The following is a 12,463-nucleotide window of genomic DNA, read 5'->3' as shown; positions in this document are numbered from 1 at the left end:
TGGCCCTTTCTGTTCTATTCTAGTAATAATTTTACTGTTGCGCTTCATCAATACCTGGATCGTCAAGCTGTCCATCGCCTGCATGTACAGCGCCTCCGTCTGTATTATCACCATGGTTTTCATGATCTGCGTGGTCGTAGTGCCTTTCAAGGTTACTGGTATCCCTGTACGCTGGATCCTGATCTGCCTCTGAATGTTCTGTATCTACTATTTCACTTCTTTCTACATTTGTTTCGCCTGCCTCTGTTCCTTTGTTGCAGGATGTGAATCCAAAACCAACAATAGTACTAAAGGCCAGCGCCATCATATAATTTTTTATTTTTAGCTTATTCATGGATGTTTTTCTTTAAATTAAACTTGCAGCCACTGTGCTTTTAAAGCATAACAGCTCCTTACATGTACGACTGTTGGCTTTATAGAGTTAAAAACCTACCATCTTAAGTATGCTTCGTAAGTATAGTATAAACTAAACTAAGCAGCTATGAAACAGAATAAAGACAAAGAGCCATTGAAAGAAAACACCAAAACTATGTCCTCGGATAAAGAGAAGATAGAAGGCAGCAGTCAACCTTCACAGGCACAGAGCAGCGATAACGGCAAAGCTTCGTCAGAAGACGCTGAAGCAGAAAAAGGACATGCGTAAGCTAGAATTCTGTTTTTCTATGCTTTACCTTTGTGCATAAATCATCAGGTATGAAGAAAATAGGTATAAACCCAAAACTTAAGAGGCAGCTAAAAGTTATAGCCATCATGAGCCTTTTAGTGGCTTCGGCCATTGAGTTATATACGTTTGGGTTGGCTTCTGACTTTTTGCTACGTTGGTTCCGAGCCTTTTTTGTAGTGTTTTTACTCGTATCGGTAACAGCATTAGCCATTGTACCTTTTGTAAATTTTGTTACAAGCAAGATGTTCCGAAAGTAAAAGAGTAAAATCTATAGACGCAAAAAGGCCTGTGACAGAACCACAGGCCTTTTTAGTATTTAAAAGCTATTGAAACTCTTTTATTATAGTTCTACCGTCATGGTAGCGTACACCTTAAAGACTAGCGTAGCAGCTACTGGAGTGCTCGAAGAAGAGCCTTCCAACTGAAAGGTTACGTTGCCCCCAGCTTGCATCAGGCTAGCCAACTCTTTCTTAGCGGTTTCGTCCGCCAATGCCACGGTTAATTCCTCGCCGCTTGCGGCCAAAGCACCAAGGTTAGCGTTGCTTACAGTACCAAGTATTTTAAAAGCAGTTGTACCTTCTGCGGCAAACATTAAATCACCAGTAAGGGCTGGTGCACCTGTGCCCGTATAGTCGCTAACTGTAAAAACCACTTTGCTTATCTCGAATTTGTTTATATCGTCTTTGTAGTTCTCTACTTCATCAGAACCAGTACTTACATTAGATGACACAGCAAATTGCGGCGAAGTGTTTTCCGCACGTTCTATTCTAAGAGAGAACTCCTGCGGTACATCAATGTTTTTTTCGAACAGAGAACAGGCAGCAGCCATGATCAAAAGCGCCACCATCACAACCATTTGTATGTTCTTTTTCATTTTTAATGAAGAATTATAAATTCAGCAAAACAATATATATAATTATATAAATATTTATTTGACCGAATTTACGCCTCTCCAAATATAAGGTTACAGCTTCAACAATATTTTTTATGAAAATTTTCACACATTAAAAATTTAAGCTGCCCTTAGCCTTTGAGTAGCTCATTTGAACCCGATGTCGTCATAGTCTGTTCATAAACTGCCACGGCTATAGAATTAGCTACAGAATCTATACTTTTGTCTTCTGTGCCGATTGGCCAACTCATTTTTAAACTGATTACTGCTTTGGAAAAGCCAAACATACTGCTCCTGACTCCCCCGCTTACACAGCTGAACACGCCCTACCCTGCAACGGCCTACATCAAAGGATTTCTAAAAAGCCAGGGCTATAGCGTAACGCAAGCTGACATGGGCATTGAACTGGTGCTGAAGATGTTTTCCAAAGCAGGCCTGCAACGGATTTTTGCCGAGATAGAGCAGGGCGATTACGAAATGTCTGATAACGCGCTGCGCATGCTGCGCCTGAAACGGGAGTACTTGCATACCATTGAGCCCGTTATTCGTTTTCTGCAGAACAAAGACAATACGCTGGCGCAGCAGATCAGCTACAGCCGCTACTTACCCGAGGCTTCCCGCTTCGATCAGATCAGCGAAGACATAGACTACGCCTTCGGCAGCATGGGCATCACCGATAGAGCCCGCTACCTTGCTACCTTATACCTAGAAGATTTGGGTGATTTGATTAAAGAGACGATCTGCCCCTACTTCGCCTTCAGCCGCTATGCCGATAAGCTGGCGATGTCGGCCACTTCGTTCAATCCGATGGAGGAAGCCTTGCAGGAAGCGCCCAACCTGGTGGACCAAATGTTGCTGGAGCTACTGGATGAGCAACTGCAGCAGGCACAGCCAGATGTAGTAGGCTTTTCAATACCTTTCCCTGGCAACCTGTACGGCGGCCTACGATTGGCGCAGTACATCAAGCAAAAGTACCCTCATATTAAGACTATGATGGGCGGCGGCTACCCAAACACAGAATTGCGCAACCTACGAGAGCCGCGCCTGTTTAAGTACATCGATTTTGTAACGCTGGATGACGGCGAAGGGCCGTGGCTGAAACTACTAGAGCACCTGCAGGGGCAGCGCCAGCTTGATTTCCTGCAACGTACCTTCCTGCTGCACAATGGGGAAGTGGAGTACATAAACGGCTGCCTCGATAAAGACATTCCGCATACCGAAGTCGGCACGCCTGACTATAGCGATTTGCCGCTGCAGAACTACTTATCTGTAATTGATGTGGTGAACCCGATGCACCGCCTTTGGAGCGACGGCCGCTGGAACAAACTGACCATAGCCCACGGCTGCTACTGGAAACGCTGCTCCTTCTGCGACATCACGTTAGACTATATCAACCGTTACGAAGTAGCGCCTGCCACTTTACTTGTAGACCGCATTGAGCAAATTATTGCCCAAACAGGCCAGACAGGTTTTCATTTTGTAGATGAAGCTGCCCCTCCTGCCCCACTCCGCGACATGGCAATCGAGCTTATCCGCCGTGGTGTAAAAATATCGTGGTGGGGAAACATCCGCTTCGAAAAAACCTTTACGCCTGATTTGTGCCGTCTGCTGGCTGAATCGGGTTGCATAGCAGTTTCGGGAGGTTTAGAAGTAGCCTCTGACCGTTTGCTGACACTCATGGAAAAAGGTGTGAGTATAGCCCAGGTAGCCCGCGTTACCGACAGCTTTACGCAGGCTGGTATTATGGTGCACGCTTACCTCATGTATGGCTTCCCAACGCAAACAGCCCAGGAAACGATAGATTCGCTGGAAGTGGTACGACAACTGTTTCAAAACAATGTCATTCAGTCTGGCTACTGGCACCGTTTCAGCATGACGGCGCACAGCCCTGTGGGTAAAAACCCTGCCAAGTATGAGGTAGTGAAAGTAGGCCCCGAAGAAGGAGATTTTGCAAACAACGACCTCTGGCACGACGACCCCAAAGGCACCGACCATAGTTTGTTTGGAGAAGGACTGGCAAAAGCGATTTACAACTACATGCACGGCGTAGCATTAGAGGAACCGCTTTCATTCTGGTTCGATTTTAAAGTACCGCGCACCACGCTAAAACCAAACCTGATTGCCAGCGCCATAGAAGCCCCTCAACGCTCCGATAGCACCCGCATGAATGCACGCGTACTGTGGTTAGGCAACCAGCCCGAAATTGAGTTTACCATGATCGCTAAGAAAGGGCAAACGATAGAGCGTTGTGTGCTTACGTTCTACGAAAAAGCTGAGGATTTCGAAGTAAAGACAACCGCCAACATAGGCCATTGGCTGTTTGATGTACTACAGAAAATAACACCCCATGCCACCGAAACGGTAACGTTGAAACAACTGGAGGAAACTTATCCGCTGGATGCACACCTGAATTTTGCTGAGTTTTTGAACTCGCCTACTTGGTTTGATTTAAGGGAGAAGGGACTGTTGCTGTTATAGGGCAGCTGCTCTCATGTGTCAACTGCCCCAGCATTTTCTTGTGTTTTAGAAGTCTTTACTTTAAGCGGCTGAATTCCAGATCGTGAAAATCATAGCTAAAATCTGTTAAGGGGGAAACAGCTTTCATAGTAATACCAGCAGCTTTTCCCTCTGTGTCTAAAGAGAAATTAACGAACGCGTCTGCATCCATAGTTCTGTTAAGCCATTTTACCACAAAACTGTTGCCTTTGTACGGAAATAACTCGCCACTAAGCTTAGGAGAACGCTTCGATTCGAACCACAGCTTACCATTCTTAGCCGAGATCTCTACATCGCCGAACCAAGCATCATGATAAACACCTGTATAAACAGCAAGTTCAGTTTGGGTATTATTAGCTTTCTGAACAGCGGCAATCTCTTTCCATACCGACTCGGTTAGCTTATTGGCCTGCTCCAACTGTTGCTTTCTTGCAGTAGCATACTGCGTAACCCTGTCTGTGCCGCTCATATTAAAGTAGCCATCTTTTATCTGATCTGCAATAGATCGGAATGCGCCCCCTTCCTGCTGATTCGTGAGCACAATAATGCCTAGATTCAGTTCAGGTATCATCGTAATCTGAGTTACCATGCCTACTGTGCCACCTGTGTGGTTTATTTGCTTATATCCATTTACATCGCTGATATTAAAGCCAAGGCCGTAAGCGGAAAAGTGGGTATTATAAGCACCTGCGCTACGCACAGGAATAATTGTTTGAGGTGACCACATTTCTTCATGTACTTCCTCTGAAAATAAAGTTTTGGTTTGCCCCTCTCCATATTTGCCGTGTGTCAGTTGAAGTATCACCCATTTGCTAAGATCTGCTACACTCGAATACATACTTCCAGAGGCACGGCTGTATCCACTGCTGTGGCGGCTTACCTTTTGCAGTTTACCATCCACCACTGCATGCGGATCTGATACATTGGATTTGTCTTTCAGTCGATTAAATGCAGCCGCACTACGATTCATGCCCAAAGGCTTCAGAATTCTCTCTTCTACAAAGCTGTCCCAACTCTGCCCACTGGCTCTAGTAATCACCTCTCCCGCAATTACATAAAGCGTGTTGTCATAGTCGTATTTAGAGCGGAATCCAGAAACAGGCTTCAGAAAGCGAAGGTTATAAATCACGTCGTTAACTGTAAAGTCAGAAGAGTCTGGGTAAAACATCAAATCACCTGCACCTAGCCCCATGCCGCTTCTGTGTGTCAATAAGTCGCGAACAGTAAATTCTTCTGTTACATAAGGATTATATAGTTTAAGTTCAGGAATGTAATCCCTTACCTTATCATCCCATTCCAGCTTTTCCTCGTCTACTAAAATTGCCAACGCAGCGGTTGTAAACGCTTTCGTATTGGAGGCTATCCCGAACAAAGTATGCTCATTTACTTTTTCCTTTGTTTCCAAAGAACGTACTCCATAGCCTTTCGAATGAATAACCTTTCCATCCTTTATAACTGCTAACGCAATTCCTGGCACATCAAAAGCCTTCATGGAACGCTCTACCAGCAAGTCAATTTTCTTACTGCTCAATGGCTGAGCGTGGCTAGTAGCGAAAACAGCAATAAGTACAAGTGTTAAGAAAATTCTTCTCATTTATTGAAAAAGAGTATGTTTAGTAGATTTGTTTTAGAAAAGGAGAAGCAGAAAGATATTTCTCATTCTGAATAAGCGTCACTTAGCTGTTAAGCAGCGTTTCATCACTTATATTACACAATATAAGTGATAAACAGAATGTTTTTTCAGTATTTATCCTACGACTGTACCTACGTCAATTCGTAGTTTAGTTATTTCACATTCATACAATTATAGAGCGCTTCAGGCCTCCTCCGCCTTAACTTCTGCAGCGTAAACAGTTAAACTTCTTTTAGGAAGTACCCTGCCACTCCCACCTTTCAAAAAACAAAATATTTTTTCAACCCCATGCAACCCTGTGCCGCGAATCCACATCTTGTATATAGAAAGCCGCAAAAACACGCTTTCTGCTACCTACCACTACCTATTAAAACTATGAAAAAGTACCTGGTCCTGCTCTGGCTCCTACTGTGGAGCTGGGCAGGATTTAACCAGCGCCTCTGCCTACAGGACTAAGAAAGTTTTACGCTTCTCGCTGCATGTACAAATCACGCTGCACATCCTGCCCTAGTATAAACTCCAACTCTCCTATTTCCTGAAAATTATATTTTTGATAAAAACGCATAGCCCGTATGTTATGCTCCCACACTGTCAGCCACACTACATCGTGGCCCTGTGCTTTGGCTTTATCAAGCGCAAACTGCATCAGCAAATCACCTAAGCCTTTACCTGTCCACTTCTGGGAGATGTATAGGCGGCTGATCTGCAGTGGGTGCTTTGCTTGTATGGCTGCTGGCGCTCTATCAGAATTTAACTTTATGTAGGCTACAGCTTCTCCTGCTGCTTCCGTTATAATAAACTCTGTGTTAGGGTCGGCTAATTCAGCGGCTTGTAGTACGGGTGTATACATCGTTGGCCTGAAAGCGGCCATATCTTCTGGTTTGTTGTAGGCGGCAAAGGTTTCATCGAAAGTGCGCCAGCCTAATTCTGCCAGTAGTTCAGCATCAGCAAGTGTTCCTTTTCTGAAATGAAATTCTGCGGTATCTGTAGGTAACATCTTTTAAAATATAAATGGCCACGAAGATAGCCACTTCTGTGGCTATGGTTGTAGCACTACAAACAAAAAAAACGCTGCTGTCTTGGGTAAAACAGCAGCGGCTTATGTACAATACGATTAATATTTAATCCCTTTTTGTCTTCAGCAACTTGCGCAGCTCTGCCAATTCATCTCTGTACTTGGCAGCCTGCAGGAAGTCAAGATCTTTGGCGGCGGCTTCCATTAGCTTCTCTGTCTTCTTGATGAGTTTTTCTAACTCATCGCGCTTCATAATCTGCACCACTGGTTCTGCCGCGATAGATACCTCTTCAGCACCAGCATACATCTTCACTTCTTTCTTTTTAGAATCGGCAACAGAAGTCTGGGCGTTTATCTCATCCGTAGATTTAAGAACGGTACGCGGTGTAATGCCATGCTCCTCGTTGTAGGCCATCTGTGTAGCACGGCGACGGTTCGTTTCGTCTATGGCGCGTTGCATGGAGCCTGTTATCCTATCGGCGTACATAATTACTTTGCCTTTCTCGTTACGGGCGGCACGTCCCATCGTCTGTATCAGGGAGCGCTGGTCGCGCAGGAAGCCTTCTTTATCGGCATCCAGAATAGCTACTAAGCTCACTTCTGGCAAGTCGAGGCCCTCACGCAGTAGGTTCACTCCTATCAGCACATCAATCAAACCTAAGCGCAGTTCGCGCAGTATTTCCACCCTATCCAGCGTTTTCACCTCGGAGTGCAGGTATTTTACCTTTATATTGAGGCGCTCCATGTACTTTGCCAGTTCCTCTGACATACGTTTGGTAAGTGTAGTTACTAGCACACGGGCACCCGCTTTTATGCGTTCATCCACCTCATCCAGCAGGTCGTCTACCTGGTTGGCACTTGGGCGTATTTCTATCTCAGGGTCGAGTAGGCCAGTTGGTCTGATGATCTGCTCTACAATAACACCTTCTGATTTCTGCATTTCGTAATCGCCTGGTGTGGCACTTACAAAAACCACCTGGTGCATCACACTCTCAAATTCGTTGAACGTAAGTGGGCGGTTATCCATAGCGGCAGGTAAACGGAAGCCATACTCCACTAAGGCTACCTTACGCGATCTGTCGCCACCCCACATGGCGCGCACCTGCGGCACAGTTACGTGGCTCTCGTCTATCACCATCAGGAAATCGTCTGGGAAATAATCGAGCAAGCAGAAAGGTCTAGCACCTGGTTCACGACGGTCGAAGTAGCGGGAGTAATTTTCTATACCAGAGCAATAGCCCAATTCGCGAATCATCTCCAGGTCAAACTCGGTACGCTCTTTTATACGTTTGGCTTCTACAGGGCGGTCTTCTTTCAGAAAATACTCGTGCTGCGCCACCATGTCGTACTGAATTTCATGGATGGCCTGGTTCAGCGTATCTTTTCCTGTCACGAAGAGGTTGGCAGGGTACAGCGTTATCGCCTTCTCATCCGAAAGCTTTTTGCCAGAGGCTGGATCGATGCGGTGAATTGCCTCTAGTTCGTCTCCAAAAAAGTACAGCCTGTAGGCAAAGTCGGCATAAGCAGGGAATATATCCACGGTGTCGCCCTTTACCCGAAATGTTCCACGTGTGAACTCGGCCTCCGTGCGGCTGTAAAGTATCTGCACAAAAGTATAAAGCAAGTTATTTCGGCTATACTTCTGTCCTGGCGCCAGTTGAATCACGTTCTTTCCAAACTCCTCGGGGTTACCGATACCGTAAATACAGGAAACTGAAGCTACCACAATTACATCGCGCCTACCCGAAAGCAGGGCAGAGGTAGTGTGCAGGCGCAACTTCTCAATCTCCTCATTAATGGCCAGATCTTTCTCGATAAACACATCGGATGAAGCAATATAGGCTTCTGGCTGGTAATAGTCGTAGTAAGAGATAAAGTATTCTACGGCATTGTTGGGGAAGAACTGTTTGAACTCACCGTACAACTGCGCGGCAAGTGTTTTATTATGGCAGAGCACCAGTGTTGGCTTGCCTACGTTTTTTATAACGTTGGCCATGGTAAAGGTTTTACCTGTACCTGTAGCTCCTAAAAGCACCTGCGACGGCTCACCGCGCAAAATGCCGTCGGTTAACTGCTCTATGGCTTTAGGCTGGTCGCCTGTTGGTTGAAATTCTGATGTTAACTGAAAATCCATTCTTTCGTTTTCGGATTATATAGTAAAGATAAGCTATAACATTGAAAAGCGGCAGTAAGTTTAGCTTCTGCCAATTATTACCTACTGCTACAACAGTTAAAAAGGTGCTAAAAGAAAAAGCCTACCGAACAACGGCAGGCTTTTAGGAGCGAAACACTCTTCACAATCAAAAACAACAATTTTACATTTGTGGAGCTCTCTATGGCTGTGTTACATCGTTGCTGCTACACACTTTCTTTACTCGAACCGCTGGATACATGACTGCAACAGTAAGGCATCTGGGGCTGTACTCGCCGTTAAGTTCTACAGCCAAATCCAGTTTTGCGCCTGTTGCCTGGTATTGCGCTGGCAGGTTGTCTGTTGTTACATATCCACCCTGAATCATGCCAATGTACGCATTACTTTGGCCAGCTATAGCAGTCTTCTCTTCCAATTTCAGAATATACCATCCAGCCTCGCAATCACCGCCTACCACCTCTGCTTTTATACAGGATGGTGGGGCGTTTTGTCTTGGCAACTAATTATTAAAACAGACAGGCACACATAAAGCAAGGCAGTGATTAAAGTACTTTTCATAGCTGTGTTTTGTACTAATGGCTTTTTACAAAACTTTGAGGGCCTCCTGATAAGTGCATGCGAAAATTTTGTACCAGGTAAACCCAAGATTCAACTTACTGGAAGAGATAATAGGTGTCTGTAAAAACAGCTCCAGGATCTCTTCCAGTAAAAGAACATTTCAATATTAACTTGTTGAATTTTGACTCTAATATTTCGAAGCGCCCAGACCAAGCTGTGTTCGACAATACAAAGACACCAGGCCTTGTGTATTCTACTTTAAACCGCTCTACTGCTATCCGATTGGTGGTTAGGTTGGCTTTCACCAGCTCGGCACTATCGGCTCTAAACTCAAAATAGTCGGTGGTGCTGCCCCTGTAGTTTGTTGTGTTGCACACCCTATTCTTGCAAAGTTCATAATCTACTTTTTCAATAGACCATCGCCCTATCACAACCTGCTTTGTGGCATCGGTACTCAGCATCGGGTTAACTTCTTCTACCTCGCAACTTGTTAGAATTATCGAAAACAGAAAAAGAGCCAGCAACACATACCACCCCGATAGGTTATCTTTACAAAGGGCTACAACATCATGTAGATTAGCTTTTAGTTCAAGTAAGGCTTTCATTTTTATAGTGTTTGAGGCTGTTCTTCTCTTTAACCTCATCTATAACCATGACCCTACAACTACAGCAGCGGTTGCATACGCTATAAAATTATTTCTTCCCGATCAGGTAGTTGACACCCATATTCACACCAATGGTGTAGGGCTTGCTTTGCGTTGTCAGGGCTTCGTCTGGAGCCGATAACATAGACGAGAAGAAGTGTCGGAACTCTGGCCCCACCACCACTTGCATAGACTTAGAAATGCGCTTGCCCACGCCTAAACCAATGTTACCTGAGAATTGCACCCGTCTGAAGGGAGATTCATCGCTGAAGCCGTATCTCACATCCTCCACCCTGTCAGTTGCAGCCACTACCTCTGTTTCTATCAGAAAGTTGGCAGCTACCCCCGCAGCACTGTACCAGAACCAGTCTTTTGCTATGTCACCTTCGTACTGCAGCCCTAGTGGCAACGAAAGCAGGCGGTAGCGGTAATTAACTGAAAACGGATCTGTCTGTGCCACGCTAAGCGAATCTGTAGAGAAGTTGTTGTTCAGCGAAGGCAGAAAGATTGTTGTCGGGTTAAGATCGTAGCGCTCGTTGGTTGATGGCCTGAACCAATACTGCTCCAGCACATAGCTTGTTTTAGTTTTAGCCGTGTTCTGGCTGTAGCCTACGCCCGTCAGCAGTTTAAACTTCTTCCCAATTTTGAAGCCCGTTTTCACCTCCATAGAATAAGAGAAAGCGGCATTAGTATTTTCATCGAATTCCTCACGTGCCTGCTCCATGTTATCAGAAGATTGTCTGGAAGCAGCAGGCCCTTGCGGCACAAAGCTACTGTAGGCAACAGCTCCCATCATCTGGTTAGGCAGGTTTATATTTTGGTTGAAGTAAGACGGCATATAGGCCATATCCACACTCCAGCGGCTGTTGAACTCCTTGCTATTATCGCCGCCGCCTCCTTGTTTGCTTTCGCTGTTCAGGGCTAGTGTAAGCGCTTCTACCTGCTTGTTTTGTAAACTTTCTGATTGCTCATCTGTCTGTTCTTTCAACAGCTGCGCCAGCGAACTTTGGCCAGGTGTACGCAGCACCAATGGCTGCACTATTTCGGATGCTCCTGCCTCATTACCAGCACCAGCCCTTGTAATCGCGTCACGGGCCTTTATGTAAAGCGGTATCTGAGGGGCTCTAGCCGAAATGGCCCTGGAAGCTGGTTGCTCCAGCTCTTCTGCGGTTCTATCAGTTGTTGAAGTCATAGCCATAGTTCCTGTAGCTATGGAAGTTCCTGCAGCGCTTGATGTATTTTCGCCTGCTACGGCTTTATAGCTCTCACCGCTGTTATTATCTGTCGGTTTCTGCATTGCCATAGCCTGAGGCACTGCACTGCCAGCAGTTGATCCAGTAGCTTCTAAACCATTTACAGAAGGCTCTGCTGTGGCAGGATTTGCATCAGCGGCAGCTATAGTTACATCTTTAGGTGTGGCAGTTGTTGCATCACCAAGTGCTATTCCATTACCAGCACTTGTGTTAGATCCTGCCAAAGGAGTAGTTGAATTGTCGCCATTTTCGGCAAATTGATACGTCAGAAGCGCTCCAGCCAACATGAACAGCACAAAGCAGGCAGCGGCCAGTTGCCTATACAGCACAAAACGCTCTTTGTACTTTTTGTTCTCCATCACCGTAAGGTCATGGTCTATCCGAGCCCACAAATCTGGCGAAGGGGTCGCTTCAGCATCGTGCATGAGGTGCCGAAACTCTTCTTCTAGCTCTCCGTGCTTTTTATCTCTTGCTGATGACATGCTCTTGATATGATTTATCCTGACGCGACAGCATACTTTGCAGTATAGCCCTGGCACGCGAGTATTGTGATTTAGATGTACCTTCCGAAATGCCTAGCATTTCACCTATTTCTTTATGGTTGTAGCCTTCTATAGCATAGAGGTTAAATACCATGCGGTAGCGCGGGGCCAGACTTTGTATGGTGCTCAACAATTCATCCATACTAAAACCTGACAAGCTAAAGCTGTCTGAACTGATATTGACAGCTTCTTCCGCCTCGTGCGACACTGTCAGCAGCGATTTTTGACGCAAATGTTTCAGCGCTGTATTGATCATAATACGCCTAATCCAAAACTCCAGCGGACAATCTTTTTTAAAGTTCTGGACATTGGCAAACACCTTTACAAACCCCTCCTGCATAATATCTTCGGCTTCAAAATTTGTGGGAGCATAGCGCAGGCAAACCATCATCATTTTTTTGGAGTACAGGTCATAGAGGAGCCGTTGCATGGCGCGTTCGCCCGCAATGCAGCCTTCTATCAGTCTGTCCTCTTCTGATTTTGGTTTTGTAAAAAGCTTCAAGCGCTTATATATTTTATGCATCCACACCTATGATTCTAAATCAGGGGCAATGGTTGCAAGCCATCAAAAATATTTTTAGTTGTGGTTCACAATGTATGATGTTTGCATTTTT

Annotated in this window: 12 protein-coding genes; 3 read left to right on the top strand and 9 right to left on the bottom strand. The window is 45.4% G+C overall.

Annotated features, from left to right (window positions below; all coding sequences use genetic code 11):
- Positions 1-31: 31 nt before the first annotated feature.
- Positions 32-334, bottom strand: a complete 303-nt coding sequence (locus LN893_RS03090; protein WP_229968195.1) for a hypothetical protein — start codon at positions 332-334, stop codon at positions 32-34.
- A 147-nt stretch (positions 335-481) separates the two neighbouring features.
- On the opposite strand from LN893_RS03090, the gene LN893_RS03085 reads away from it, so the two are divergent.
- Positions 482-643, top strand: coding sequence for a hypothetical protein (locus LN893_RS03085; RefSeq protein ID WP_229968193.1), 162 nt, complete (start codon positions 482-484; stop codon positions 641-643).
- 50 nt (positions 644-693) lie between these two features.
- Positions 694-921, top strand: a complete 228-nt coding sequence (locus LN893_RS03080; RefSeq protein WP_229968191.1) for a DUF2798 domain-containing protein — start codon at positions 694-696, stop codon at positions 919-921.
- A gap of 83 nt (positions 922-1,004) precedes the next feature.
- Here the strand turns inward: LN893_RS03080 and LN893_RS03075 are convergent, their stop codons facing one another.
- A complete protein-coding gene (locus tag LN893_RS03075) occupies positions 1,005-1,538 on the bottom strand; it encodes a hypothetical protein (protein WP_229968189.1) in 534 nt (177 codons plus the stop codon).
- 288 nt (positions 1,539-1,826) lie between these two features.
- On the opposite strand from LN893_RS03075, the gene LN893_RS03070 reads away from it, so the two are divergent.
- Entirely contained in the window at positions 1,827-4,034 is a 2,208-nt protein-coding gene (locus LN893_RS03070; protein WP_229968188.1) for a B12-binding domain-containing radical SAM protein, read from the top strand.
- A gap of 55 nt (positions 4,035-4,089) precedes the next feature.
- Here LN893_RS03070 and LN893_RS03065 read toward each other — a convergent pair whose 3' ends face one another.
- The 7 genes from LN893_RS03065 to LN893_RS03035 all read right to left on the bottom strand — a co-directional run bounded on the left by LN893_RS03065 (position 4,090) and on the right by LN893_RS03035 (position 12,351).
- Positions 4,090-5,646: a serine hydrolase gene (locus LN893_RS03065; protein WP_229968186.1), complete on the bottom strand. Its 1,557-nt coding sequence runs from the start codon at positions 5,644-5,646 to the stop codon at positions 4,090-4,092.
- Between the two features lie 502 nt (positions 5,647-6,148).
- On the bottom strand, positions 6,149-6,682 hold the full coding sequence (locus LN893_RS03060) for a GNAT family N-acetyltransferase (protein WP_229968184.1): 534 nt from the start codon (positions 6,680-6,682) through the stop codon (positions 6,149-6,151).
- A 124-nt stretch (positions 6,683-6,806) separates the two neighbouring features.
- On the bottom strand, positions 6,807-8,834 hold the full coding sequence (gene uvrB, locus LN893_RS03055) for an excinuclease ABC subunit UvrB (protein ID WP_229968182.1): 2,028 nt from the start codon (positions 8,832-8,834) through the stop codon (positions 6,807-6,809).
- A 199-nt stretch (positions 8,835-9,033) separates the two neighbouring features.
- Complete coding sequence (locus LN893_RS03050; protein ID WP_229968180.1) at positions 9,034-9,351, bottom strand: hypothetical protein; 318 nt, start codon at positions 9,349-9,351, stop codon at positions 9,034-9,036.
- A gap of 154 nt (positions 9,352-9,505) precedes the next feature.
- Positions 9,506-10,015: a hypothetical protein gene (locus LN893_RS03045; RefSeq protein ID WP_229968178.1), complete on the bottom strand. Its 510-nt coding sequence runs from the start codon at positions 10,013-10,015 to the stop codon at positions 9,506-9,508.
- Between the two features lie 88 nt (positions 10,016-10,103).
- The gene (locus LN893_RS03040; RefSeq protein WP_229968176.1) at positions 10,104-11,789 is read right to left on the bottom strand and encodes an outer membrane beta-barrel protein; all 1,686 of its coding nucleotides are present in this window, start codon (positions 11,787-11,789) and stop codon (positions 10,104-10,106) included.
- Entirely contained in the window at positions 11,770-12,351 is a 582-nt protein-coding gene (locus tag LN893_RS03035) for an RNA polymerase sigma factor (protein ID WP_229968174.1), read from the bottom strand. The genes LN893_RS03040 and LN893_RS03035 overlap by 20 nt, the downstream gene beginning before the upstream one ends.
- Positions 12,352-12,463 lie beyond the last annotated feature (112 nt).

It is taken from the genome of Pontibacter harenae (genome assembly GCF_020907245.1).
GTDB classification, from domain to species: domain Bacteria; phylum Bacteroidota; class Bacteroidia; order Cytophagales; family Hymenobacteraceae; genus Pontibacter; species Pontibacter harenae.
Note: the sequence above shows the minus strand (reverse complement) of the source record. Positions and strands in the feature narration are given on the sequence as shown.